The sequence below is a fragment of the Sorangium sp. So ce1153 genome, assembly GCF_051521595.1.
Classification (GTDB): Bacteria; Myxococcota_A; Polyangia; order Polyangiales; family Polyangiaceae; genus Sorangium.
Window position 1 is genome coordinate 13,346,432 of record NZ_CP150361.1, and the last position, 25,061, is coordinate 13,371,492.

General features: G+C 71.3%; 25 protein-coding genes, 1 tRNA gene and 1 pseudogene. 16 read left to right on the forward strand and 11 right to left on the reverse strand.

The features are described 5' to 3' along the window. Positions 1-40: 40 nt before the first annotated feature. The 3 genes from WME85_RS48665 to WME85_RS48675 form a co-directional block, all read right to left on the reverse strand. Complete coding sequence (locus WME85_RS48665; RefSeq protein ID WP_437831904.1) at positions 41-1,432, reverse strand: replication-associated recombination protein A; 1,392 nt, start codon at positions 1,430-1,432, stop codon at positions 41-43. After that, positions 1,429-2,007 carry a TlpA family protein disulfide reductase gene (locus WME85_RS48670; RefSeq protein ID WP_437305885.1) on the reverse strand — a complete coding sequence of 193 codons (579 nt, stop codon included), beginning with the start codon at positions 2,005-2,007 and terminating at the stop codon, positions 1,429-1,431. The genes WME85_RS48665 and WME85_RS48670 overlap by 4 nt, the downstream gene beginning before the upstream one ends. Before the next feature lie 159 nt (positions 2,008-2,166). Beyond that, positions 2,167-2,865, reverse strand: coding sequence for a YggS family pyridoxal phosphate-dependent enzyme (locus tag WME85_RS48675; RefSeq protein WP_437831908.1), 699 nt, complete (start codon positions 2,863-2,865; stop codon positions 2,167-2,169). A gap of 217 nt (positions 2,866-3,082) precedes the next feature. On the opposite strand from WME85_RS48675, the gene WME85_RS48680 reads away from it, so the two are divergent. After that, on the forward strand, positions 3,083-3,535 hold the full coding sequence (locus WME85_RS48680) for a hypothetical protein (RefSeq protein ID WP_437831910.1): 453 nt from the start codon (positions 3,083-3,085) through the stop codon (positions 3,533-3,535). A gap of 194 nt (positions 3,536-3,729) precedes the next feature. Further along, entirely contained in the window at positions 3,730-4,212 is a 483-nt protein-coding gene (locus WME85_RS48685) for a PE family protein (protein WP_437831912.1), read from the forward strand. 218 nt (positions 4,213-4,430) lie between these two features. On the opposite strand, the gene WME85_RS48690 is transcribed toward WME85_RS48685, so the two are convergent. Next, a complete protein-coding gene (locus tag WME85_RS48690; RefSeq protein WP_437831914.1) occupies positions 4,431-4,934 on the reverse strand; it encodes a cyclic nucleotide-binding domain-containing protein in 504 nt (167 codons plus the stop codon). 322 nt (positions 4,935-5,256) lie between these two features. Then, the gene (locus tag WME85_RS48695) at positions 5,257-5,691 is read right to left on the reverse strand and encodes a GNAT family N-acetyltransferase (RefSeq protein ID WP_437305890.1); all 435 of its coding nucleotides are present in this window, start codon (positions 5,689-5,691) and stop codon (positions 5,257-5,259) included. A gap of 173 nt (positions 5,692-5,864) precedes the next feature. Here WME85_RS48695 and rpe point away from each other — a divergent pair, with 173 nt between their 5' ends. The 6 genes from rpe (at position 5,865) to WME85_RS48725 (ending at position 12,636) form a co-directional block, all read left to right on the forward strand. Next, complete coding sequence (gene rpe / locus WME85_RS48700) at positions 5,865-6,578, forward strand: ribulose-phosphate 3-epimerase (protein ID WP_437831916.1); 714 nt, start codon at positions 5,865-5,867, stop codon at positions 6,576-6,578. Continuing rightward, positions 6,575-8,056 carry a hypothetical protein gene (locus WME85_RS48705; protein ID WP_437831918.1) on the forward strand — a complete coding sequence of 494 codons (1,482 nt, stop codon included), beginning with the start codon at positions 6,575-6,577 and terminating at the stop codon, positions 8,054-8,056. The genes rpe and WME85_RS48705 overlap by 4 nt, the downstream gene beginning before the upstream one ends. A 739-nt stretch (positions 8,057-8,795) precedes the next feature. Then, positions 8,796-9,788: a hypothetical protein gene (locus WME85_RS48710; RefSeq protein ID WP_437831921.1), complete on the forward strand. Its 993-nt coding sequence runs from the start codon at positions 8,796-8,798 to the stop codon at positions 9,786-9,788. Positions 9,789-9,822: 34 nt separating this feature from the next. After that, positions 9,823-10,296: a hypothetical protein gene (locus WME85_RS48715; RefSeq protein ID WP_437831923.1), complete on the forward strand. Its 474-nt coding sequence runs from the start codon at positions 9,823-9,825 to the stop codon at positions 10,294-10,296. 556 nt (positions 10,297-10,852) lie between these two features. Further along, positions 10,853-11,227 carry a hypothetical protein gene (locus WME85_RS48720; RefSeq protein ID WP_437831925.1) on the forward strand — a complete coding sequence of 125 codons (375 nt, stop codon included), beginning with the start codon at positions 10,853-10,855 and terminating at the stop codon, positions 11,225-11,227. Between the two features lie 173 nt (positions 11,228-11,400). Beyond that, entirely contained in the window at positions 11,401-12,636 is a 1,236-nt protein-coding gene (locus WME85_RS48725) for a hypothetical protein (RefSeq protein WP_437831928.1), read from the forward strand. A 597-nt stretch (positions 12,637-13,233) separates the two neighbouring features. Here WME85_RS48725 and WME85_RS48730 read toward each other — a convergent pair. Beyond that, positions 13,234-13,737 (reverse strand): hypothetical protein, encoded by a 504-nt coding sequence (locus WME85_RS48730; protein ID WP_437831931.1) that lies wholly within the window; start codon positions 13,735-13,737, stop codon positions 13,234-13,236. A gap of 465 nt (positions 13,738-14,202) precedes the next feature. Here WME85_RS48730 and WME85_RS48735 point away from each other — a divergent pair, with 465 nt between their 5' ends. Next, positions 14,203-14,340 (forward strand): hypothetical protein, encoded by a 138-nt coding sequence (locus tag WME85_RS48735; RefSeq protein ID WP_437831934.1) that lies wholly within the window; start codon positions 14,203-14,205, stop codon positions 14,338-14,340. Between the two features lie 67 nt (positions 14,341-14,407). On the opposite strand, the gene WME85_RS48740 is transcribed toward WME85_RS48735, so the two are convergent. The 5 genes from WME85_RS48740 to WME85_RS48760 all read right to left on the reverse strand — a co-directional run bounded on the left by WME85_RS48740 (position 14,408) and on the right by WME85_RS48760 (position 19,681). After that, the gene (locus WME85_RS48740; protein WP_437831936.1) at positions 14,408-16,258 is read right to left on the reverse strand and encodes an AAA family ATPase; all 1,851 of its coding nucleotides are present in this window, start codon (positions 16,256-16,258) and stop codon (positions 14,408-14,410) included. Next, positions 16,255-16,767 carry an ABC-three component system middle component 2 gene (locus WME85_RS48745; RefSeq protein ID WP_437831939.1) on the reverse strand — a complete coding sequence of 171 codons (513 nt, stop codon included), beginning with the start codon at positions 16,765-16,767 and terminating at the stop codon, positions 16,255-16,257. The genes WME85_RS48740 and WME85_RS48745 overlap by 4 nt, the downstream gene beginning before the upstream one ends. After that, entirely contained in the window at positions 16,764-17,852 is a 1,089-nt protein-coding gene (locus WME85_RS48750; protein ID WP_437831942.1) for an ABC-three component system protein, read from the reverse strand. Before WME85_RS48750 ends, WME85_RS48745 begins: the two co-directional genes overlap by 4 nt. A 610-nt stretch (positions 17,853-18,462) precedes the next feature. Beyond that, positions 18,463-18,762 (reverse strand): hypothetical protein, encoded by a 300-nt coding sequence (locus WME85_RS48755; protein WP_437831943.1) that lies wholly within the window; start codon positions 18,760-18,762, stop codon positions 18,463-18,465. 427 nt (positions 18,763-19,189) lie between these two features. Beyond that, on the reverse strand, positions 19,190-19,681 hold the full coding sequence (locus WME85_RS48760; RefSeq protein ID WP_437831945.1) for a hypothetical protein: 492 nt from the start codon (positions 19,679-19,681) through the stop codon (positions 19,190-19,192). A 703-nt stretch (positions 19,682-20,384) separates the two neighbouring features. On the opposite strand from WME85_RS48760, the gene WME85_RS48765 reads away from it, so the two are divergent. From WME85_RS48765 to WME85_RS48795, 7 genes and pseudogenes are all read left to right on the forward strand, one after another. Then, entirely contained in the window at positions 20,385-21,077 is a 693-nt protein-coding gene (locus WME85_RS48765; RefSeq protein WP_437831948.1) for a recombinase family protein, read from the forward strand. Positions 21,078-21,103: 26 nt separating this feature from the next. Then, positions 21,104-21,856 (forward strand): hypothetical protein, encoded by a 753-nt coding sequence (locus WME85_RS48770; protein WP_437831951.1) that lies wholly within the window; start codon positions 21,104-21,106, stop codon positions 21,854-21,856. Further along, positions 21,853-22,437, forward strand: coding sequence for a hypothetical protein (locus tag WME85_RS48775; protein WP_437831953.1), 585 nt, complete (start codon positions 21,853-21,855; stop codon positions 22,435-22,437). The genes WME85_RS48770 and WME85_RS48775 overlap by 4 nt, the downstream gene beginning before the upstream one ends. Before the next feature lie 242 nt (positions 22,438-22,679). Next, a complete protein-coding gene (locus tag WME85_RS48780) occupies positions 22,680-22,904 on the forward strand; it encodes a hypothetical protein (RefSeq protein ID WP_437831955.1) in 225 nt (74 codons plus the stop codon). Next, positions 22,901-23,197, forward strand: coding sequence for a hypothetical protein (locus WME85_RS48785; RefSeq protein ID WP_437831957.1), 297 nt, complete (start codon positions 22,901-22,903; stop codon positions 23,195-23,197). Before WME85_RS48780 ends, WME85_RS48785 begins: the two co-directional genes overlap by 4 nt. Before the next feature lie 692 nt (positions 23,198-23,889). Next, positions 23,890-24,396: pseudogene (locus WME85_RS48790) on the forward strand (tyrosine-type recombinase/integrase); the annotation flags it as partial. A gap of 216 nt (positions 24,397-24,612) precedes the next feature. Beyond that, a tRNA-Ser gene (locus WME85_RS48795) sits at positions 24,613-24,699 on the forward strand. Positions 24,700-25,061 lie beyond the last annotated feature (362 nt).

Here is a 25,061-nt window from a genome sequence, read left to right on the forward strand (position 1 = left end):
CGCAGGGGCGGCCGCGCGGTACGGCGCCGGGCGCCGCGCCTCAGCCGCCCTCGCCCCCGCCCTCGCCGCGGATCCGGCGGAGGCGCTCGCCGATCGTCCGCTCGTAGCCGCGGTCGGTCGGCTCGTAGAACCGGCTGCCGGCGAGCGGCTCGGGCAGGTAGGTCTCGCCCGCCGCGACGCCGCCCGGCTCGTCGTGCGCGTACCGGTAGCCCTCGCCGTAGCCCTCGTCGCGCATCAGCCGCGTGACGGCGTTGCGCAGCGTGAGCGGGACCGGGAGCGCGCCGTGCTCGCGCACCGCGGCCTGCGCGGACTGCCAGGCGGACTTGCAGGCGTTCGATTTCGGGGCCGTGGCGAGGTACAGCGCCGCCTGGGTGAGCGGGTAGAGCCCCTCCGGCATCCCCATGCGCCGGAACGCGGCGTCCGACGCGACGGCGACCTCCAGGGCCCGCGGGTCGGCGTTGCCGATGTCCTCGGAGGCGAAGATCATCATCCGGCGCAGCAGGAAGAGCGGGTCGTCGCCGGCCTCGATCATGCGCATCAGCCAGTAGACGGCGGCGTCGGGATCGGAGCCGCGCATCGACTTGATGAACGCGCTGATGACGTTGTAGTGCTCCTCGCCGGCCTTGTCGTAGAGCAGCGTCTTGTGCTCGCTCGCGCCGGCGATGAGCTCGCGCGTGATCGTGGACGCGCCCGCGCGCCCGGCCTCGTCCGCGGCGATCTCGAGCGTGGTGAGCGCCCTGCGCGCGTCGCCCTGCGCGAGCGCCGCGATCGCCGCGAGGGCGTCGTCGTCCGCGGCGATCGCGCCGGCGAGCCCCGCGGGCGACTCGAGCGCGCGGCGCAGGAGCTCGACGAGCTCCGGGGCGTCGAGGCCCTGGAGCCGGAAGACCTTGCACCGGGAGAGCAGCGGCGCGTTCACCGCGAACGAGGGGTTCTCGGTGGTCGCCCCGATCAGCGTGATGGTCCCGTCCTCGACGTGCGGGAGGAACGCGTCCTGCTGGGCCTTGTTGAAGCGGTGGATCTCGTCGACGAACAGGATGGTCCGCTTGCCCTCGTACGAGCGCGCGGTGCGCGCCGCCGCGAGGATCTCGCGGAGCTCCGGCACGCCGCCCAGCACGGCGTTGAAGGGGACGAAGCGGGCGTTCGTCGTGTGCGCGACGACGCGCGCCAGCGTCGTCTTCCCGGCGCCCGGCGGGCCCCACAGGATCATCGAAGGAATCCGGTCGGCGGCGATCGCGCGCGCGAGGAGCTTGCCCTGGCCGAGGAGGTGGCCCTGGCCGATCATGTCCGCGAGCGAGCGGGGGCGCATGCGCTCGGCGAGGGGCACCGCGGCCCTGAGCTCCGGGTCGCGCTGCCGGGCGGCGTCGAAGAGGGTCGGCTCGTCGCCCGCGGGCCGCCGCCGGGCGCCGCCGCTGCCGCCGCGGGGCGCGCTCATTCGAAGACCGACCGCGCGCGTGCGCCGGAGGACCGCTCCGAGAGCAGGACGTCCACGGCGCGGCGCGCGCCCTCCGGATCGCGCCCGACCCAGCGCACGGTGCCGGCGCCGTCGACGACGAAGGTGAGGGGGACCTGCGCGACGCCGTAGGTCCCGGTGAGCCGCTGATCGAGGTCCGCGACGATGGGGAACGTCGCGCCGAGCTCGTACGCGGCGGCCTCCGCGGCGGCCTCCGAGTCGTCGACGTTCACGCCGATCACGGCCACCCCGTCCGCCTTGCGGTCGCGCCAGAGCCTGTCGAGCGCCGGCATGGTCCGGCTGCACGAGGCGCACCACGACGCCCAGAAGTCGATCACGGTGACCCGCGTCCTCCGGGTGCCGGGCACGCCGACCGTGACCGCCGAGGTGGACTCGGCGTGAAACTCCGGCGCGGCGCTGCCGACGAGCGGGTGGCGCACGGACGCGGGCATCGCGCCCGGCCCGCACCCGAGCAGCGCGCTCGCCGCGAGCAGCGCGCCGACGCCGCTGCGGACGCCGATCGAGGAGGGCTTGCTCGCCGCCTTCGCCTGCACCACGCGGGGAGTCTAACGTCGCCACCGCGCCTTGTCCGAGGGGCGCAGGAGGAAAAAGTGCGGTCGGCCGGCGGAATGAGCGGTCGCGACGGCTGGCCGGGGGGTCCGGTCCGGGCGGCGAGCGCGCTCTGGGACGCCGCGCGCCGCGCGGCGCGGGCAGCGCTATCCGCGGGCTCCGAAGATGGCGGTGCCGACGCGGACGAGCGTCGCGCCTTCCGCGATGGCCGCCTCGAAGTCGTGCGACATCCCCATCGACAGCTCCGGCAGCGCCGCCTGGCCGCCGTGCGCGTCGCGCAGGGCGCGCAGCTGCGCGAAGAACGGGAGCACCTCGGACGGGTCCTCGAGGAAGGGGGCGATGGTCATCAGGCCGACCGGGCGGAGGTGTGCGCACCGGGCCACCGCGCCGACGAGCGGCGGCAGCTCGCCGGGGGCGCAGCCGCCCTTCGAGGCTTCGCCGCCGACGTTCACCTCGAGCAGGACGTCGAGCGTACGGTTGAGCGAGGCCGCGCGCCGGTCGAGCTCCACGGCGAGCTCCTCGCGGTCGACGGAGTGCACGACGTGCGCGACGCGCGCGACGAGCTTCGCCTTGTTCCTCTGGAGACGGCCGATGGCGTGCCACACGATCCCGTCGAGGTTGGCGAGCTCCTCGGCCTTCTCGACGAGCTCCTGCGCGTAGCTCTCCCCGAAATCGCGCTGCCCGGCGGCGTAGGCGGCGCGGATGGCCTCGGCGGGCTTCCCCTTGGACACGGCGATGAGCCGGACCTCCTCTGGCCCGCGCCCGGCCCGCGCCGCGGCGCTCGCGATCCGGTGACGCACCTCTTCGAGCCGCGACGCGACGTTCCCCAGGTCTTCTGAAATCACGCCGCACGATACCGCGAGCGGCCGCCGTGGACACCGGGGACCCCCGGGCACCGGACCCGGCGGCGCCCCCGGCGCGGAGGCCGGCGCAGGATCTCGGATCCACTCGCCCGGGCGGCGTGCCAGAGTGTGCCTGAGGACCACCTCGACAGCGGAGTGATCGCGGCGCTTCCGGCGATTTTCGCGTGGCATGTGGCTTGCGACGCTCCGCGTACCTGCCATGCGAAGCCTGCTGTTCCTTACCCTGTTCGTCGCGGTCGGATGCACGTTCAATCCGCAACCTGAGCCGCCGTTCGACGACAAACCCACGCCGCCCGGCGAGACGGTCACCGGGTCGGGCGGCACCGGTACGGGTAGTGGAGCAGGCGCTGCGGGCGGCAATGGCCCCGCGGGGTCATCCAGCACCGGCGCAGGCACGGGGGGCGGCAGCAGCACCGGGAGCAACGCGCCTGGCCATGGCGGCGCGGGCGGCAGCGCTGGCGGTGATGGCGGCGCCGGCGGTATGGGCGGCGCCGGCGGTTCTGGCGGCGAGGGCGCCCAGGGAGGCGGCGGCGCCGGCGGTTCTGGCGGCGAGGGCGCCCAGGGGGGCGGCGGCGCTGGCGGCGCCGGCGGTCAGGGCGCTCAGGGGGGCGGCGGCGCTGGCGGCGCTGGCGGTCACGGCGGCGGGCACTGACGCGACGGAGGCGCTGGAGAGGTGTGGATTGTGGCTGAGCAAGCGCGGCGCTAGACCGTGAGGACGTCGGCGCGGGTCGGGTGGCAAGAACGAGCGAAGGCAGACGATCCGTCGCGCTGAACGCCGCGCTTCCGCGGACAAGAGCGCTGCGCAAGCGGGCACGCCATGCGCAGGGTGCTATGAGGAGAGAGCTTATGCGCAAGCTTGTCGTCCTTGTGTTCGGGGTGGTGCTCGCGGGCTGTGGCTTCAACCCACAACCCGAGCCTCCCCTCACGGGTATCGGGTGCGCTGATTGCGGAGACGTCGGCGCGACCGGCGCCGGCGGGGGAAGTTCTGGAGGCGACACCGAGGGCGGTGACGGCGACGGCATCAGCCATGGCGAGCCGGACCCGGGCGACGTCGGCACGACCGGCGCCGGTCCGAGTGGCGCCGGCGGCGGAGGCGCGAACGGTGGCAGCGCAGGCGAGACCAGCGCAAGCAGCACCGGGGGCACGGGAAGCGCCGGCGGCGAAGGTGAGGCGGGCGGCGCGGGTGGCGCCGGTGGCGCTGGCGGCGAAGGTGGGGCCGGCGGCGCGGGTGGCGCCGGCGGCGGGAACGACACCGGTGGCGCTGGCGGCGCGGGTGGCGCTGGCGGTGGAGGCGGCGCCGGTGGCGCGCTCGGACACGACGGCGACTGAGATGACGGGCGAGCCAAGCGCCCTCGCCTCGGGCGTTCAGGTCGCGCGCGGGGCGCCCTGAACGCCTGGTGAGCTGGAGACAGCGTCGTGCCTCCCGGTGAGCCCGGGAGGCGGCGCCGTGTTCGCCACGACGTGCCCGGAGACGGCGCTGCGAGCGCTGCCAGCGACCGCTGCCGCAGGCCCACTGCTTCGCCCTGCGCCGCCGCGCGAGCGCTCGCTCAGATCCCGGGGCGCCGGGGTCGCGTGTACTCGTCGAGCATGTTCGCGACGAGCTCGGCGAGCAGGCTGTCCGCCACGCGGAGCCGGCGCGACATCTCGCGCGCGATGTTCAGCACCAGCAGCGTGTACGACTTGAGATCGCGCCGGTAGAGCGCGTCCAGATCGTGTGCGGTGACCCGCATCAGCCGCGACGGGGAGATCGCGCGGACGGTCGCCGAGCGCGGCATCACGTCGAGGATCGACATCTCGCCGAACCAGTCGCTCGGCCCCAGGACCGCGACCCTCGCCTCGACGTCGCGCTTCGAGCGCTTGAGCACTTCCATCTCCCCCGCGAGCAGCACGAACATCTCGCGGCCGCTGTCGCCCTCGCGGAACGCGACGGCGCCGGGCTGCAGCTCCAGCAGCTCCAGCGTGTCGGCGAGGCCCTGAAGGACATGGTCGCCCAGGCCGCCGAACAGGCCGATCTCGCGCAGCTGCACGACCAGCTCAGGGTTCTGTCTCACCGGGATGCACCGTGGGCGCCTGCGGCGACCGTCCTGTCGGCCGACCCGACAACGCCTACGAACACCTCGCGAACATGCCTGTCTTGTCGCATCGCTCCACCTCGCGGCCTCGAGCCGATGTAGCCCGTCGAGAGCGTACGCCGCGACACGAGAACGTCAACGCTCGCCCTCGCGACGCGCGCGCGATGTCCCGCCCGATCTCTGGCCGCCGTCGCGCGACGGGCTGCGCGCGGCGCGCGCCCGGTCTGCTCGGGGCGCGAGCCCGAGCGCCGCGCCCGCTGCGCAGGCGCTCCGCCGTCGATCGCGCTCCGTGCGATCAGCACTAGAGATCCTTCGTGAACACGATCCGCGGACGCCCGGGCCCGGCGTAGTCCTCGACCTCGGCCGCCGACCAGCCGACTGCGGCGTGGAAGCGCACCGAGCCCTCGTTGCCCAGCGTCGTGATCGCCTTGAGCTGCCGGCACGCCTCGCGGCGGCAGTCCTCCTCGAACGCTGCATAGAGCATCCGGCCAACGCCCCGGCGGCGGTAGTCGGGGTGAATGCCGACGAGGTGCACGTACCCGATCGACGCGTCCGGGCACTTGAACCCGAGCAGGAAGCCGACCAGGAGGCCGTGATCCTCGACGACGCGGGCGAGACGGCCGAGCTCGTAGAAGAAGATCGGGTGCGCGAGGGCGCTGGTCGGGCCTGCCCACCACCGATCGATCTCGCCCACGATCCGGTCGTAGTCGGGCTTCGTCAGCGGCCGTGTCTCCATGCATCACCTCACTCGAGCGGTTCGGAATCGTGCCCTGGATCTGCAGCGTCGGCGCGCAGGACACGCGCGCCTCGCACAGACATGCGCAGCGTAGCAGCCGCGCCGGCCTCCCCGTAAGCGCGCTCGTGGAGGCCCGGCTAGCCGCCGCGCGTCACGCCTGCTAGCGCTAGCATGTGCGTCACGAAGAAATCATCGTCGCTCCGTCGATTTTGTCCGCTGACTTCGGCCGCCTCGCCGACGAAGTGCGGGCCGTCGAGGCCGCAGGCGCCGACTGGATCCATGTCGACGTGATGGATGGGCGGTTTGTGCCAAACATCACGATTGGTCCCCTCGTCGTCCGCGCGGTCCGTGCCGCGACGCGTCTTCCGCTCGACGTCCACATGATGGTCGTGGAGCCCGAGCGCTACGTCGCCGAGTTCGCGGCCGCCGGCGCCGATCGGATCTCGGTCCACGTGGAGGCGTCGCCGCACCTGCACCGGACGCTCCAGCAGATCAGGGACGCGGGCGCGCGCCCCGGCGTGGTGCTGAACCCCCACACGTCGGAAGAGTCGATCCGGCACGTGATGCCGGACCTCGAGCTGGTGCTGGTGATGAGCGTCAACCCCGGGTTCGGCGGGCAGCGGTTCATCCCGGGGGCCCTCACGAAGCTGCGGAGCCTGCGCCAGGCGATCGATCAGGCGGGCCTCGACATCGCGCTCGAGGTCGACGGCGGGGTCGCGCCGTCCACGTCCGGACAGGTCATCGCCGCCGGCGCGCGGGTGCTCGTCGCCGGCTCCGCGGTGTTCGGCGCGGTGAAGCCGGGCGAGGAGCTGCCGTTCGACGCGCGCGTCGCGCGGTATGCGGAGGCGATCCGCGCGCTCCGCGCGCCCGCCGGGGAGCAGCTGTGACCGAGCGCGGCGTCGGGGACGAGCGCGGGGCGGCGCTCGCGAAGCTCGCGGCGCTCGCGAAGAGCGCGGCGCTCGCGAAGCTCGCGGCGCTCGCGGCGGCTGCGCTGGTCGGCTGCGCGCCGCCGGCCGCGCCCACGGCGCCGCCGCGGGCGCAGGCTCCGAGCGCGGCGCGCCCCGCCGCGTCGGCCGCGGCGCCTCCTGTCGAGGGCGCTGGTCCGGCGGGCGACGGCGAGGTCGACGAGGAGGAGGCCCGCCTCACCAAGGAGGAGGTCGCGCGGGTGCTCGCCCGCGTCGCGAAGGCCCGCGGCCTGCCGGTGCTCCGCGACGTGCGGAGCCAGGTGCTCGGCCGCGGCGAGATCCTCCAGCGGGTCCGCGCGCACGTGGAGCGAGAGATCCCGGAGGGCGTGCTCGATCACCAGCGCGAGGCGCTCGCGGCGCTCGAGCTCATCCCGGCCGACTACGACTTCACCGGCGGGATGTACCGCCTGCTCGAGGGCCGCATCGCGGGCTTCTACGAGCCGGAGGACCAGACGATGTACCTCGTCGACGATCTCAGCGAGACCGAGGCCGAGGAGACGCTGGCGCACGAGCTCGTCCACGCGCTCCAGGACCAGAGCTTCTCGCTGGGGAAGCTGCTCCGGTTCAAGGCCGGCGACAGCGACCGCCTGGCCGCCACGCACGCGCTCATCGAGGGCGAGGCGATGAGCGCAATGTTCGACGTGCTGGTCGGCTCGGCGTTCAAGATGGACGAGTCGATGCTGCGGAAGCTCGTGGCGATGTCGACGGCGCTGTCGTCGGTGGGTGACACGCCGCTGGTGCTGCAGGAGTCGCTGGGCGCGCCGTACACGGACGGCTTCTCGTTCGTGCAGGGGCTGCGCCGGCAGGGCGGCTGGGCCGCCGTGGACGCGGCGTGGCGCGCGCTGCCGGAGACCACGGAGCAGCTGCTGCACCCCGACAAGCTCGCCGCGCGCGAGCCAGCCGTCGAGGTGGCGGTCCCGACGGCCGCCGCGCTCGGGCCAGGGTTCCGCGTCGTCTTCGAGGACGTGATGGGCGAGCAGGCGCTGCGCATCGCGTTCGCGGCGTACGCGAACGGCGACGCGGCCACCGGCGCGGCGGCGGGGTGGGGCGGGGACCGGTTCGCGGTGCTGCGGCGGGACGACGCGCAGGACCCGGCGCGGAGGGAGTTCGCGCTGGCGTGGCGGCTGCGGTTCGACAGCGCGGGCGACGCGGCGGAGGCGGGGAAGGTGATCGAGCGGCGCTTCGGGAAAGCGTGCCAGAGGCGGCCGGCGCTCGGGCCGATCGCGTGGACGGCGCGGGGGAGCGACGTGGCGCTCGTCGCGGGGCCGTACGCGCGGCGCGGGGGAGGGGAGGCCAGCGCGGCGGGGACGTGCGCGGGGGCGAAGACGTGGCTGGCGGAGGTGATGAAGGGGAGGGCGGGGGCGGCGGCGGGGAAGCAGGTGGCGGGGGGGAGGAAGTAGCGGGTGGGGCGAGGGGAGGGGCGAGGCGAAGGGGACGAACGGGGGAACCGCGGAGGTGCGATCGGAGCGGTACGCGGTGCGGAGGGGAAGGGCGCGGGCGGCAGGGCGGCGTTGACAGGCGGCCGGAGAAGGGGCAGGAAAGCTAGTCGTTCTGGGTGTTTGGAGGAGTGGCCGAGCGGTCGAAGGCAGCGGTTTTGAAAACCGGGCTAGCAGGCCCGAGCCACGCCGAGCACGCGGAAACCCCAGACAACGTAGGGGGCGACGGCTCCCATTCGGCTCCGTTGGAGAACGCGCCGCCGCTTCCGACCCACCTCTCCGCCCTTTCGACGGCGTCGGCCGGAGGGCCCGCGCTCTCCCCCCGGGCCGCGCTCCTTGCCGCGCTGTTCGATGGCGCCCGCGCCGCGGCGCTTGCCGGGGACCTTGGTGCGACCAAGATCGCACACGCCGCGATCGGGTCGTTGCTCGGCGCTGCGCCGTCTGCTGAGGGAAGCGGCGCGTCGGTGGTCGACCTCGAAGCCGAGCGACAGCGTCGGGAGCGGTAGCGACCCTCGTGCAGGCCGCGGTAGCCTCCCAAAGGAAGCGGCCGGCGACGATGGCGCGTCCTGGCCGCGGACATCGAACGGGAGGCGTTCGACGTGGAGCGGGCACCATGCCCGCGCCGCCGGACAGGCGTGGCCTTGGGACGGCGACCTGCTACGCCAAGCCATCGGCGACCCCTTCGTGTAGCATGTCGGTCTGCATGGCGAACGGCGACGACCGTGAAGCATTCAGGATCCTGTGGAAAACCTGGAAGGCGGGCAAGGGCAAGCCGGAAACGGGTGCCGACAAGGCGAAGCTGCTTGCGACGGCAACCGTGCTTCTTGGCGGTGCCGCAGAAGGCTGCTGCGAGGCCAGTCTCCGTCACCTGAGGAGCGTCCGTGAGGAGATGCTTCGCCGGGTTCAGGTCGTCGCAGGGCAGGAAGGAACCGACCCGGTCCGCCTCCTGCGCGGACTCCGGGGCGGCAGCGCGGACGATCTCTCGTTCCGCCTCAACGGGCGGATCGCCGTAGGGCGGCTGCTATCCTACTCGGCCACGAACGCGGGTGGCGTGACCTTCGCCGGGATGGGCAACAAGCCCGGCCTCGTGTACGAGCTGCCCGTCGCTCTCACTGACATTGTCTTCTTTGAGGATCCAGACATCTGCAACGAGTACCCGGACGAGCACGAGGTCTTGGTCCTGCATCTGCGCACTCCACAGAGTGGATCGACCGTTGTTCAGCGGGCGGTGCCGAAGCGCGCGAAGACGAAGTTTTCCAAGTCGGAAACGGCGCCGGTCCCGGGCAACATCGCTGTCGTTGATGCGACGCGCACGCATCTTGTGACCGACCGCATGCTGCGGCTCCTCGACTGCAAGCCCGCCGCGGTCGACTTCATCCTGCAAGACGTTTCTAAGGGTGGCGCGGCTTCTTGCGTACTTGTCGATGACCAGCCTGTTGGCGTGGCGATCGTTGCTTCCGAGGATCGGTCGCTCAACGTGCTCGTTCATCCAGACCTCCATCGCGGGGGGCTGGGTGAGCTTGCAGCGCTCAAGGCGATCTCGTCAGCCTTCGAGCAAGAAACGCGCGACATTACGGCGCGTGCGCGCCCCGAAACGAGCGGAGCCCGGCTCGCGAGCAAGCTCGGGTTCAAGCGGACTGGCGGAGATGCCAAGGAGATCCTCCTCGTACTGCGTCACCATGAATGGCGACCGTGAGCCGAGCTTTTGCTCGGCGAGTCTGGGAGGGTGCATGAATCAGCGAAAAGAGGACGAGGGTTTTGTCACGGGCAAGTTGCAAGCGTTCATGAAGCCTCCCTTCTGGCTCGACGCTGCGCTCACCCTGTACCAGGAGGTGAAGGATCATCCCGATCGTGTTGGCGTATGCCACAACATCGCGGTGGCGATCATTCGCGACCTGCACGAGAGCGGTGAGGCCGACGGCTGGACGTGGTGCCAGGGGAACGTCGATGGCGGCGTCAACCACTCGTGGGTCGAGTACCGCGAGCTGCGCATCGACATGGGCGACAAGCACAAGCTCCGCATCAGCGCGGAGAGCGACGCGGACACGTTCAAGATCGACGGTGAGGTGACGCGGCGTAATGCGGCCGAGACCGTCCGGTGGGTCGAGGAGTGGGAAGCACAAAATGCCGTTGCGGCCCCCGCCGAGTTGCCGGGCGACCAAGACGCCGACCCAGGCGGCACCCAAGACGGCGGCGTTGCCTGACGAAAAACGCAAGGTCGAGGGACGAGGAGCCTAGCGTAAGCGAGAGATCCCCCGGCTCTGCCGGGGAGGCACCCGACGTTTACATTTCCGGGAGACGTTCCTCGCTTGGCGTCCGCCTCGGGCACCGTGCCCTGGTAGACGCGGTGGAGCGGAACGATCCCGCGCCCCCGGCAACGGACGGCGCGCCGTGGTGGACCCTCGCTCGCGAACGCGAACGGCGCCGGCAGTAACCAGCGGAGCGCTCCGCGCGTGGCATACGGAGCGAGGGGCCACCACCGGAGCGCTCCGCGCGTGACGCCGGAGAGAAAAGGGCCGCCAGTCGCCCAAGACGTGTCCACGTGGAACACGTGACCCGCTCCCGGACCCAAGGCATCCCCCTCTCCCCCGCCGACCGCGCGCGCGTGCTCGCCCTCGTCCAACGTGACGGCGAGCGGGCGGTTCGCGAGCGCCTTCGCATCGCGCGCGCGACCCTCGCGCGCTGCGCCGCCGGGCTTCCCGTCCAGCGGGCGACCGCCGAGTGCGTGGCGCGGCGACTGAGCGAGGTGGAGGGGTGACCGTGGCCCGCCTCCCTGCCACCGGCGACGGGGGCCCGCCCACCGTCACCATCGCGATCCCCATCGACGCGATCCCGGCCGTCACGGTCGCGGCGTCGCCGCCCGCGCTGGTCACGAAGCGGAACGCCTCGCACGTCGGCATGACCGGCCCGGAGCTTGTCCGGGTGCTCCGCGCTATGAAGGCGGATCCGCGCTTCCGCTCGGCGGTCATCGTCCACGGCAAGAGCTACCGGGCGGCGCCGCCGGACGCGATCGTCGCCTACCTTCGCGCCGCTCCGCCGGCCGCCGTGGACAGGGACGCGGGCGCGGACGACCTCTTGCGCGAGCTTGGATACGAACGTGCGGACGGCGCCGCCCGCAAGGGCCCGATGAGCTGACCCCGAAAAGCGCGAAGCCCCGGCGGCAACCGGGGCTCTCGCGGAGGTCGACCGGGAGGCGATCGACGATGGGCAGTCTTGGGCGCGAGCGGTCTGTTCCCACCACGACGTGCGCGTGCGGGCGCCCGGCGACGAAGCCGCGGGCCCACGCGACGAGGGCCCTGGATCGCTGCGTGCGATGCCGGAGCCTCGCCCGCCGGGCCGCCTGGAACGCCGCCCGGCGACGCGCGCAAGCGCTCCACGCGAACCGCCGCCACGTGGACCTCGTGGGCCCCATGCTCGCCCGCTTCGGTTGCCGGCCGTTCCGCAGCAAGGACGCGGCGGACCTCGCCGCGCTCCACGGGCTCTCGCTGCACGGTCTCCGCCAGTGGCTATGGGAGCTCGCCGAGGAGGATGGCACGCTCCTCCGCCACCTGCCCGGCTGGTACGCATTCGACGTCCCCGCTCCAGTCCCGAATCCGGTCCGGAATCCGTCGCCACCCCTCCTCCTCGACGTCGACGCCGCGGTGCCGCACCTCGACGCGGATCCCTCGGCAGAAGCCGCTCCGATCGGTGCGGGCACGGGTCGTGCTCTTGATATCCTTCCCGAAGGGAGGGAGGCCCCCTCACAGCGCGGGCGCGGCGCCGTAGGCGCCGCCGAAGGAGGAGACATCAAGAGGGGCAGGCCGAAGCGTCCCTGGGCAGGATGCTCAGGAGACCTCGTGGACCGGCTGCTCCCCGTCTTCCGGGACCACCGGGAGAGGGCGACCGCGATGCGGAGCCTCGTGGACGAGCTGGATCTCGACGCGGAGCTGGGCGCGGAACTGGGAGCCAATGCGGTCGCCGTCTCGGTCCCGCTCGTGCTGTACCGGGTAAGCGTCACGCAGCCGGAGCACCGGAGGGCGGCCTACGACGCGGACGCGCGGGCGTTCGCGGACCGGATGATGGCGGAGGGGAGCGCGGGCGTGCTCCTCGCGAAGGACGTCCGGGAGCCCGCGCGGCTCCCGCGCTGGTTCCCGCAGTCGGTCCGGGAGGTGCTCCGGGTGGCCACCGGCGGCGCGCCGCACGGGTACGGGTGGGTGCTCCGGGAGGCCGGCGCCGAGGAGGCGATCTCCAGCGCGTGGATCCAGACCGCGCACGCGCACTCGGGCTGCCAGAAGGTCACGCACGTGACGGGCTGGAAGGCGTTCGCGAAGTCGGGCGACCCCGGCGCCCGGGAGGGCAAGCGCGGGACGTTCCGCGAGAACTTGGCGCGCGTCGTGGACTACGCGTTCAAGCCGTGGCCCGCCGAGTACGGCGAGCGGGACCTCGCCCGCGACGTCGTCGCCTCCGGCGTGTTCGCGCCCGTCTGGGCGGAGGTGCTCCGGGCCGGGAGGGCGCCGCCCCGCCCGCCGCCTCCCCTCCTCGCCGTCGGAGCGTTCCACCCGTGAGCCGGGGGCGTGTACGGCGTCCCGGGAGCGCCGCTCCGGCGGAGACCCGGGAGCGCTCCCCGCTCTCCGCCTTGACGAACCTGCTTCCGGCGGAGCGGGCGCACCTGGCGCCCCTCGTGTCCGTTGACCCCGAGCTAGGGCTAGGCGATGCCCTCCGCGCCGCGGTGGCCCTCGGCGGAGCCCGCGCCGCGATGGCGGTCCTCCGCGCTCGCGGGCTTCTTCGGCGCGGGGTTCTTCGGCTGGGGGCACCGGACCCCGAGGCCGCTCGGAGGGCGTGGCGCCGCCGCGAGGCGCGCCGCCGGTGGGCGGAGGAGGTCGAGCGCGCGATGGCGGAGCGCCGGCAACGCGAACGGTGAGCCGCGTCCCGCGACCGGGAGCAAGCCCCTTCCCCGGAGGCTCGGCCGCGTTTCTCCGGTCGCTCCGCGGGGCGTACGCGAGGCCCGGGCAACCACCACTAGGCTGGCCGTGCGCGGCGTACGCTGCCCGGAGCGCCGAGCACGAGGGCCACGTGCCTCGACGGCGGCGAGGAAGGCGAGCCCCTGGAGGGCCGCCTCGACGGCGAGCCCGGCGAGGCCAGACCCCAGGGCTCGGAGACGTCTACGAGTTCGCGAGCCACATGACCTGGCGGCCAGGGAACCGTGCCTGAACGACGTCCTTCTCGCTCTGCGAGAGCGGGCGGGAAAAGCCCTGGGCAACGACGCTACCGCGCTGCGGGACCTCAAGGACACTGGTCTTCTTCGGCTGCGGGTCGCCACCCGGCGTCGGATTTGGCTTCGACGGCACACCATCGGGGGCGGTGAACACGACGGCTTCGACGATGCCGGGCTTGCTTGACATGTCGTTCAGACTTTGGATCGCGAAGAACGCCAGGTGGTCGGCGCTCTCCGCCCGCTGGTACTCGGCGAGCAGGTTCTTTCCTCCGGGCCCGTAGCCGGCATCTGCGAGGCGATGGACGATCGCGTTTTCCGGGCCGAACGTGAGCCTCGTGAGCATCGATTCTGCGCGCTTGTCATGGCCGGCGTGGAAGAACGAGCCCTCCTTCGTAGGGACGTTGCATCCGCACCAGCACGTGCCGTCCGGGGTGACCTTCGGTTTCTTCATACCCCTCAAGGTACGCCGCGGATTCTTGGATGTCAAGGGTACCAAGAATTCCTTGGATTGTCGGCATGGCTTGGATGCCCCGGCGTCCCGCTCGGCACTGGGGGGTGGCGCGCCCGTGCGCGGCCGGCCCTTCTCTGCTGGTGCGGCCGGGGCTGTGAAGGCACGCCCCCCGGACGCTCGGACGCGGGACACGCGGCGGGGGTAGCTCGGGTGGCCCGACGCCGCTGGATGCGCCGGCACCGCTCGCCGTGAGCCGCCCCCGCGACCGGGCTCGCGTCCGCTCCCGGGAGGGTCGGCCGCGTTCCTCCGGTCGCTCCTCGGGCGCTCCGGCGAGCCCCCGAGCCCCCTCCGGCGCCGGTGCCTGAGAGGGGGCTCGCCGGTGCCTCCCGGCCCCCCGAGGAGCGACTAAGCCCCCACCGGCCCTCGTCCGGGCTGGTGGTATCCGGCACCCTGGAGCCAGGAGACATGAGCGACGAGCAGGCGCCCCCCTGCCGCCCGCCGGACCCCGGCAAGAAGGCCCCGAAGGCGAGGGCCAGGTACACGCGGGCCCTGCACGACCTCCCCGTTGAGGCGTACCGCGAGGCCCCCGGGAACCACCACTAGGCCGGCCGCGCTCGCGGCGTAGCGAAACTGTCCACCGAAACGGGTCAAGATCAGGTGCCCCGCAGGCTCATGCTGCGCCTCCCGCCTGCGGGATGAAACCGCGCCGTCCTTGGTCGTTCCCCGTAAACAGCACGACGTTCGCGCCATCGATGCCGTCGTCGGGGAGCTGTCGGCGGTTCTCGAGGATGATGACCTGCGCGTCGAGGAACGAGGTCCTCACGCTCTCCCAGAAGTAGCGCTTCACATCCTGCGGGAACTCAGCTTCACCATCGTCGGGCTTCTCGTAGACGATGAGGGGCGAGTCGATGAGCACGAGGTTCGGGAACGGCCTCTCCTCTCGAACGCAGTGGCGTAGCAGCGCGAGGTTGAACGCAGCGCGGTAGATGGCTCGAACGCCCTTACCGTGTGTCTTGCGCGTGCGCCCCGAGATGACGAGATCCTGGTCCGTCTCGCTGAAGGTGACGCGATCGATGTTAGGCGGATAGCGCCAAGCCCTCAGGAGCCACTCTACCTCCTTGCTGAACGACTCAGCCTGGCCGGTGCTGACGGCGGTCGCTGGGCCCTCCGCTGGTTCCCGCTTCTGCCGCGTGTTGGCCTCCGCCAGGAGGGCTTCCAGTTCCTGGAGCCGCCGCAGCACGTCCACGGCCTTCTTGCAGGCGTCGCGCCGCGCGCGGATCTCGTCGACTTTCTTCGATGCAACGTCTACGCGCTGCGAGAGGAGCGCCTTGAGCTCGCCGTCGACCGCATCAAACTCGGCCTGTCGAGTATCGCGCTCAGCCGTGAGTTGTTCGACCTCGGCGGCCGTTGACTCGCGTGTGGTCTGAAGGTCGTGGAGCAGCGCATTCGTCTTGGCGGCCTCGGCCTGACACGCTTGGGAGACGTCTGCCTGTGCGAGGGGCTCTGCGCGATGGGAGTTGTCGTGATGCTCAGCCACCGCCCCACATATCGGGCAGCGCTCCTCCTTGAGCTGTTCGAGACGAGAGCCTGCCTCGGCGATCGCTTCAAGGCGACGTAGGTCCGATGCGTACTGCTCCTGCAGGAGGCCGAAACGCTTCTGCAGCTCCTCCAGGACGTTAAGCCGCGAATCGACCTTGCGAAGCTGCTTCCACGCAGCCTTGCGTTTCGCTTCGACCGGTGACGCGTTCGCCTGCTCGGCGTCGCGTTCAGCGGTCGCTGCCTGTAGAGCAGCTTCCAGCCGCGTGAGTCGATCGCGCTCATCAACGATAGTTCCAACCTCGCCGACATCGGCCAGCTCCTCGCGTGCCTTCTTCAGGAGCCCCGCCAGGAGCTCGGCCTTCCCCTCTTGTCGTGCCTTCGCGACCTTCGCGTCCTCCTTCGCGATGACCGAAGAGTCGTCCGTGCCAGTCAGGAGGAGGCGGAAGACGCCGCTCTCGACGGTCTTGTGGATCACCTGCCCGCTCAGCACGGGCGAGGTCTCCTTGATGACCGTCTCTTCATCGATGAGGACGAGCCGCGCGATGTCGCGGAAGCTTAGTGGGCGCGTCGTGCCCTGCTGATTCGTCCGGACCTTCTTGGCTCCGAGGCCGGAGAGGTCGAGGAGGAACTTCGAGACCGTGTCCTCTTTGCCACCCTGATGCTTCGCTGCCAGGATGCGATCGTCTGCTCCCTGGGTCGAGAGGCGAACATCGCCTCCTCGAAGGCTTCGCTCGAATGTGTAGACGCGCTTGTCGTGGTTCGACTCGATCTCGAGAATGACGGTCGTGTACCGCTCGGCCTCCGGGATCTCCTTTGGAGCGTTGCCGCCACCGAGGGCGTAGTCGATGCACTGGAGGACGAAGCTCTTCCCGGTATCCGAAGGGCCCGCGATGACGTTGAGGCCACGCGTGAACGTCAGCTCCGCAGCAGGTAGCCCAGGTCCGGTGAGAGCGAGTCGGAGCAGCGCGAAGCCGTACTTCATGACGCCTCCTCCTCTTCTCGGAGCACCGACTCCATCGTGAACTCGGCGCCCCACGTGCCGATGCGTTCACGAACCATCGCGTCGATCTCGGTCTCATCGAGCAGGCCGTAGCCCTCAATGAGCCAGTCCGCGCGCTGCCGGAGACCAGCGACGTACTCGGTGCTGAGCGAATCCAGGAAGCCCGCCGACGTATCGGTGGCGCTGAAGAAGATGCCCCCGTCTTGGTAAGCGCTCTCGATGAGACCACGGCTCTCGTACAGCGCCAGTCCATGCTGGAGCACGCCACGCCGCACGAGAATCTCGCCGCCGCGGAGAGGCGTCTGCGGGTGGAGTCCTTCAGGACCACCGGGCATGTCGTCGGAGTGAACGACCAGGTAGTCGAAGACGACGAGATGTTGCAGCGAGTACGAGGCCGGGTACGCCGCCGTCAGAACACACAGCGCCCGCAGCCCGATCTCGACAGGGCCATTGAATGGCGGGATGTGCTGCGGCGCGATCTCCGTCGTCATTTCACCCACCGGACCTTCTGGTCGTTTGCGAGCTGGTGGCAGACGCCGCCGCGATCGCGCGTGTGAATGCGCCCGTGGAGCGAGTGGCCCGTCAACGGGAGGAGGCGCGCCGTCTTCACGACAGCGACCACGCGTCGGTAGCCGTCGGCGTGATCGTCGCGCAGGTCGTCTTTGATGCCCGCGTGGACCTCATCCTGCAGCTTCTCAAACTCTCCGGGCGGGAGCGTGTCTCGCGAGAAGGTGCGCAGAGACTCCGCGCTGTAGAACTCGATGCGAGCGTCGGCGAAGTGCTCGGCTAGGTGATCGTGCCCGACGAGGTCCTTGTCGACGTCGTTCACGTCCTTCTTCAGGTGGTCGGCATAGGCGCGTCGAAGCTCGCCAACGAAGACCGTCTCGTTCGCCTCTAGGGTCGCTGGCGGCACGAGAGGATCGGGACGTGCGGGCAGGCCGCCGCCAAACCGGGCGACGTGCCAGCGCGTCTTCCGATGCGCGTCGATGATGCGGAGGACGGGCGTCGCCTCGAAGATGGAGAAGTTGAGGCTCGCGATGTGCGCCTTCATCGCGTCGTCGCACTCGACGACCTCGGTCTTCGTGATCTCCTCGCGGCACTCCTTGTCCCAGTTCGCGAGCAGCCCCGCGCGCAGCTTCTCGGGCTTCTTCAGAAGGTTCGACAGCTTCGTGCCGGCGCCCTGTGGCGCGATGAAGAAGTAGCGGCTGGGGTACGTGTACTCGCCCTTCAGCGTGTAATACGCGAGCTTGCCGAGCTCGATCCAGATGTCGGTCGGCTTCAGCGACTCCTTGTAATGCTTGCACTGGTAGTTGTCCCAAGCCCCGCTGCCGCCCTTCACACGCGCGATGACGTCGCGGCCCATGTCGCCCGCGCCGCCGCATCGCTCGACGAGGTCGTACTGGTCTTCCAGAGAGTCGACCCACTCTTGGACGAACAGCTCCCACTGCTTGTCGCTGAACAGTTTGATGCGGTCCTCGGGATGGATCGGCTGCCCCGACGCCACGACGTCCGCTGCCAGGCCGGGCGGAGGCGCCGGTGGCTTCGGGATCGGAACGGGCGGCGGGATCTTCTTCATCGTCGGTATTATTGCCGGATGTAGCCGTAGGCTACCTACCGAACAGCTTCTTCGACAAGGTGCTCGCGGCCGTCAGCGGGGCTTGTGGTCGATGAGCGGGGCTTGTGGTGAATCTCGACGGCCGCGCTTCCCCGGGCTCGCCTTCTTGCGGGCTCTTCCTCGACGTAGTGGCCGGCGAGGGGGAGGCGTCGCCGTGCTGGCCGTCGAGGCGATCGGCGTCGTCGGGGTGGTGCTCCCATGATCGCCTTCCTCGCCGTCGCCCCGGGCTCGCCGTCGCTCCCGTCCAACTCGACGCGGTAGCCGTGGAGAGGGGCGCAGCTCCGGGCGTTCCGCGAAGAGCCCCGGGCTCTTCGGTCGGAAGGGCGGAGCTGCCGTCGAGACAATTGGCGTCAAGGCGTTGGCGGTGGCCCGACACGGGTGCCTGTAAGCGAGAAACCGGTGGAAACGGAAAGGTAGGAGGAAGCCCGTGCCGTGGGGGACGGGACGTACGCGGCGGAGGACGTCTGCTCGTCCGCCGCCCAAGCGCACCCTGGCGTGGCGAGCCGGTCGCGAACGGCGTCGCGGGGTGTCTTCCGCGTGCCGGCGTAGCGGTCGCGCGACGAGCACGCGTTCACTTCGTGGTCGTGCAATTCTGGGACAACGCCTCCCCGCCGACGCCGAGGTCTCCGTTCTCGCCCCCGCGAATCGAGACCGTGCGACCGCACCGCTTGCACTTCGCCTCCCAGAGGGTCGGCTGGTCTCCCGGCTGACGCGGCGGACCGAAGTACGCCCGCCCACCCCAAGGGTACTCGACCCACTCGCGGAGTTCGTGCGGTCGCCGATGGGTCCGGTTCACGTTGAACGCGGTCACCTTCGCGTCCTGGATCTCTTGCTCGGTGTACCTCCGCGGCGGTTCCGGGTGCTTCCTCATCGCGGCATCGTGTGGGAGCGGCGCCAGCGCGTCGAGCCCGGCGATGTCCCCGCCGGTCGTCCGAGGACCCCGAGGCGCACTGAGGACCGCTGGGGAGCAGCACGAGGGCGTCGGAACGAGACGCCGCCGAGGCCCTTCGGCGGATCGGTGCTGTCGCAGGCGGCGCGTCCTGACTTCGTGCGGGTCGCGACGACGAGTTCCCCGCGTCGACGTCGAGCGCGTCCGCGATGCGGCTAGACCAGGCGAGCGTCGAGCCCTGGCCGAGGAGCTCGGCGACGGCGCCGGAGACGCCAGCGTCACGGGCCAGGACGTCGAGCAAGAGCACGTCGAGGCCCGATCGACGGCGAGGAGCCCACCACGCTCGAAGGCGACCAGCTCCGCCACGGGGCTCACGATCGAGGGCGACGGCGATGAGCAGCCCGCTCGCTCAAATCCCAATGCCTCTTCTGAACGGCTTCAGGCCGTGGTGCTTCTCCGCAAGCTGAAGCCGCGTCTGGATGTACTTGAGGTTCTGGATCGCGCGCAGGTTCCCAGCACACAGGTCGTAATTGTCCGTCTCGCGCCTCTCCAGGCAGGTGGCGAACCGATCCACCCAATCGGGGCCGAGATGCTTGCCCCATGGGTTGGGGCCAGCCTCGAGCGGCCTGAGCCGCAGGGTTCGGTGTAGCAGTAGAAGGTCACGGTCAGCCGTCGCCGTCACCTTGCCCCAGATTTCCTCGCTGACCCGGACGAGCGTCGGCCCACATTCGCTCCCGATGCGCCACGCCTTGGTCTCGCCGTCTACCTGACAGACGTGAACGTACCGGATATGCCTGTCGCAACGCTCACAGTGCTCCCACTTTATCTTGTCCGGGGACTTGTCCTCAACACGGAGCAGGGTCCAGAGCCCGAAGCGCGCCATGATGCTGATCGTCAGCATGAACGAAGATGATACGCGCAAATCGTTTCCGTACAGCGGCGAATCGGTCGCGAGATCCCGGATGCGCAAAGCGCGCGACGTTGGTTCAGGAACCGGGGAGATGGTCGTCGGGGCCGTGGTGCTCCTGGGACCCCAAAGTCGCCCCGAGCTCCGCTCCCGTGTCGGGGCGGCTTCGAGTCGCACTCTTCGACGCTGAAGACGACTGTGCTGAGGGCATAGCTCGACGCCCTCACCAGCTGGTGCTCCTCGCGAAGGACGTCCGGGGACCCCCGCGGCTCCCGCGGGGGCTCCGAGAGGTGTTCCATGTGGCCACCGGCGGGGGACCTGGCGGACGCGGAACGCGACGACGCCCGCGCGTGAGCGGGACGCTCGGTGGGACGGCGATGCCCACCCGCTCCCCGCCTCTCTGCGGGGCCGCGGCGTGCGGTAGGCGGAGCCCTCCGGCGACCGGGGAGCCGGACGCCGGGGATACTGGCAATGATGACCCGACACGGAGACTGGCAATGATGACCCGACACGGAGACTGGCAATGATGACCCGACACGAAGACTGGCAATGACGATTGCGTTGTACGCAGACCGTCCGGTCTGGGTACAGCGGGCCGCGTCGCAGAGGCCTCCCCCGGGGGCAGTGGCTGCTTTTTTCGTGGGCTGGTGCGTTTTCGCTGGCGCAAGATACGATATCAAGCGCTAGGTATCCACCCATGAGCAGTCGCCGTCCGACCGTTAGTGCCAACATCGCCGTTGCGTACCTCCGTGTCAGCACTGATGACCAGAAGCTCGGACTCGACGCCCAGCGCGCCATGGTCGCCTCGTGGGCCGGGGGTGAGGGCGTCTCCGTGGTCGCGTGGTTCACGGACGAGCTGTCAGGTGGGCTCGACCTGACCGACCGCCCCTCCCTCCTCGCCGCGCTCGCCGCGCTCCGCGCGGAGGGGGCCGGAGTGCTCATCGTCGCCAAGCGGGACCGGCTCGCGCGCGACGTGGTAGGCGCCGCCCTCGTGGAGCGTGCTGCCGCCTCCGTCGGCGCGCGCGTGCAGAGCGCCACCGGCGAGGGGAACGGCGACTCCCCCGCGGACGCCTTCATGCGCACCGTCATCGACGGCGCGGCGCAGTACGAGCGGGCGCTCATCCGGGGTCGGACGAAGGCTGCGCTCGCGGCGAAGCGCGCCAAGGGGGAGCGCGCGGGCACGGTGCCCTACGGCTACGCGGCGGACGCGGACGGGCGGCTGACGCCGGACGCCGGGGAGCAGGCGGTCATCGCGGCGGTTCGTGACCTCCGCGCCGCCGGGACGACCCTCCGCGGCGTCGTCGCGGCGCTGGCGGCGCGCGAGATGGTGAGCCGCGCCGGGACGCACTTCGGGCTCACGCAGGTGGCGCGCATCGCCGCCGCGAGCTGAGCAGGACCAGGACCAGGGAGGCGATCATGAAGACGACCACGAAGAGCACAGAGACAACAGGTGCGGCGAACAAGGGCAGGGGCGCGAAGGCTCCCCGGAAGGCCCGCGCGGGCGTCGAGCTGGACGCGGGCGCGCAGGCGCGGATCAAGGCCGGCGTGGAGAACGCCCTCCAGCCGGTCGCTGAGGGCCCGTCCGGCGAGCCGGAGCCCGGGGTGCCCCCGCCGCCGGTCCAGCCCGAGCTGCCGGCGCAGCCCGAGCCCGCGGAGACCTCCGGCGGAACGGACGCCGCGGAGACCTCCGGCGGGACGGAGCACGGGGAGGTCGGCCTCCCGGTCGCGGAGGTCACCTCCGGCGCGGAGGCGCCCGTGCCGGTCCAGCCCGCGGCCTCCGTCCCGGTCCCCGCCTGGCGCTCTTCTCCCGCCCGGATCCTGCGCTCGGCGCTCTCCCCGCTTGATCCCAGGTGGTACGACTGGGAGAAGCTGGAGAGCCAGATCCCCGGGGTGCGGGAGGCGCGCGCCCTGCTCCAGACCGCATACGAGACCGCGACCAGACTGGAGAAGGCCGCGGCCCCCGGCAAGCCCGCGAAGCGCAAGGTCGAGCCAGGCGCGGCCGTGCGCGTCCGCGCGAAGCATGCGCCGGGGTACGCGCCTCTCGCGGACGTGACCGGCGTCCTCCGGGTCACCGGCGTCGCGGGCGGCCAGGCGAAGGTCGAGACCGCCCGCGGCGAGGCCGTCCTCCTCCCGGTGGCGCACCTGGAACTCGCGGAGGTGGCGGCGTGACCGGCATCGGGGACCTCAAGAGGAACGACGTGGAGGCCGCGGTAGCCTACGTGGTCACCGTCCTCGACGATGAGAGGGTCCCGGACGCGGACGACTGGCAGACGCTCCTGATGCTCCAGGACGACCCGGAGGAGCTCTCCGCCGCGCTCCGGGACCTCTACGCGAAGCGCCAGGCGCAGGGCCTCGCCGCGCCCGCTCGCGTCGTCGACCTCGAGCGCATCCGCGCGGCGCTCGGGCGGCTGGACCGCGCGGTCGAGCAGCACCCGGAGCTGACCACCGCCCGCGCAGGAGTGGCTCGCGGCGTGGATGGAGGGGCCGGAGCCGTGGGAGGGGCCGGAACCCGAGCCGGGGGAGGTGTCGTGAGCGCGCGTCAGACCCGGGTTTTCTCCTGGAGCGACGAGGCCGAGGAGCTGCTCGACGCCGCGCGCGCCGCTGCGCCGCCCAGCGTCGCGACGCGCGGCAACTCCGCCGTCGTCCGCTGGGCGCTCCGCGTGAGCGTGCTGGCGAGCGCCCGCGCCCGCCAGGCTGCCGCTGAGGCACCGGCGCAGAAGGGAGGGAGAGCGCCCCGCAAGGCGATGTAGGCGACGTAGAACGAAGCGGCCCCGAGCGACGCGGGTAACGACGCCCGGGACCTCACCAAGCAACCCCGTACGAAACACGAGGCCACATGGCTACCGACCGATCTATCAGGGCCCGACGGCCCGCGAAACCCAACGATGCGGGCCCGACCCGCGACCCCTCGACGGACGCAGATCCGCCCGAGCCACGGGAGCACCGCGAGCGCTCCTCCGCCCTCCGCCTCTCCCCCGAGGAGGCGCACGCCGTGAAGGTCGCGATCCACAAGATCGCCAAGGCGCGAGGGGGCTACATCGCCCTCGCCGTCAAGATCGGCATCCCGCCGAGCACCCTGTACCACGCTGCGCGCCCCGGGAGCCGCCCCTCCCCCGGGCTGGCGATCCGCCTCGCCGCCGTCGCTGGAGTGCCCGTCGAGGTCCTGCTCGGCGGCAAGGTCGTCGTCGCGCCCATCGTGATCGGGGTGGCAGCATGAGCCGCTCGCGCGTCCGCCTCCGGGAGGCCCTCCGCGCTCCCGTCCAGACCACCGACCCCGCCGGCCTCGCGGCCTACGCGAAGCACCTCCGCCCCGTGGTGGCCACGCTCCGGAGCCTCGCCGAGGACGCGACCGCAGCGCGCCCGATGTACTCTCGCGAATACCTCCGCGAGGAGATGCTTAAAGGCATCCGCGTCCTGGAAGCCCGCCTCGACGCGGCGGCTTCCCCTGAGCCCGCGCCTAAGACGGAGCACGGCGACTCCGACAGCAACAGCGCCTCCCCTGTTCTCTGACCGACCAAGGCCGGGGCAGGCGACGCTCGCCCCGGCCTATCCTAAGAGGAACCCTTACCATGCCCCGCCGTCCAACCGGAAACGTCTATGAGAGCCGTGGCCGCTGGTACGCGCGCGTCACGCTCGACAAAGGGGAGCGCCCGAGCATCCCCCTTCCCACGTGCGCGGACGTGACGGCCGCCGAGAAGCGCGGCGCCGTGCTCGCGGACCTCGCCGCACAGCTACGCGGCGCGGGTGCGCCCCTCGACGTCAGACGGAAGCTAGTCGAGCGTGCGGGCGAAGCGGCCGAGGGGAAGGCGCTCGCCAAGGTGAGGAACGCCGCGACGGACATCTGTAGCGGCGCGGCGCGGCCGATGGTCGATCCGTCGAGCCCGGTCACCTTCCAAGCCTTGGGTGAGCGCTGGACGTCGGGCGAGCTTGCCCGCGCGTACCCGGACCACGTGCGTGTGAAGAAGAGCGTGCAGGACGACGTGGAGCGCTTCGAGAGCTACGTCTACCCGATCGCCGGAGGCGTGCCCCTCGACGCGTTCACCGTCGACCATGCGGACGCGGTCATGCGCGCGCTTCCTGCGCGGCTCGCTCCCGCGACGCGTCGAGGCGTCGCCGTGCTCTTGCACCGGCTCCTCGCGATGGCCGTCTTCCCCTTGCGGCTCATCCTGGCGAACCCGCTCCCGCGGGGCTTCCTCCCGAAAATGAGCGCGCCCAAGGCCAAGGGCTGGATCTACCCGGACGAGGATCGAAGGCTCCTCGCCTGCCTCGACGTCCCGCTCTGCTGGCGCATCCTGTACGGCTTCCTCGACCGCGAGGGGATGCGCCTCTCGGAGGCCGTACGGCTCGACGTGGGCGACGTCGACTTGACCCGCGGCGCCGTCACGCTCGACACGAACAAAACAGACGACCCCCGCGCCTGGGCGATGTCCCCGGGGACCACCCGGGCGCTCGCCGCGTGGATCGCGCTCCGTGAGAAAGCAGCCGGGACGCCGCTCCCGCGCTCCGCGGCCCTGTTCGTGGACGAGGCGGGCGAGCGGCTGCGCGAAGCCACGGCGCGCGCTCGCCGCTTCCGCGATCACCTGCGCGCCGCCGGGGTCGATCGGCCCGAGCTGTTCGAACAGACCGCGGAGCGGATGCAGGTGCGCTTGCACGACCTCCGCGCGAGCTTCGTCACGATCGCGCTGGCGAACGGGCGATCGGAGGCGTGGGTGGCCGACCGCACGGGCCACAAGTCGAGCGTGATGATCAACAGGTACCGCCGAGCCGCACGGACCGCCGCAGAGCTTGGGCTTGGTGATATGCTCCCGCTCGACGTGGCGGTGTCCGAGCTGGGCGGTCACGGAGACGGAAAAGGCGGCGGAAAAGGCGGCGGAGGCAACGCGCAGGTAGACAGAGGCGCGAAAAACACTATAAAACAAGCATCTGGAGGAGTGGCCGAGCGGTCGAAGGCAGCGGTTTTGAAAACCGCCGTTGGGGCAACTCAACCAGGGGTTCGAATCCCTTCTCCTCCGCTGAAATCTGCTGTGAGTTCCGGTATTTGCCGCGGTCGTGGGGTGGGACGGGAGAGGACAGCGGCGGACCGGACGGGACCCGAGATTTGGCAAACTTTTGGTACGGCGACCCCCTGTCCGGCACCCGCTCCGGGACCGTTCCCGTGCCTGAGCCGCTCGAGCCGGACCCCCTGCGAGTTCGACGGCGAACGTACGCGGCGCTCCTGCTCATCGATCCCCTCGCTTGCCGTACCGATAACCCGTGCCCGATCGTAAGGGACGTGTTCGGCGCTCCAGCCTCTGGTCCTCCCCCGCTTCCGTAGACACCCCCGCCAGTGGCGCGTGGAGACCATCGATGGCGACCGCCGCGAAGTCCACGCGGT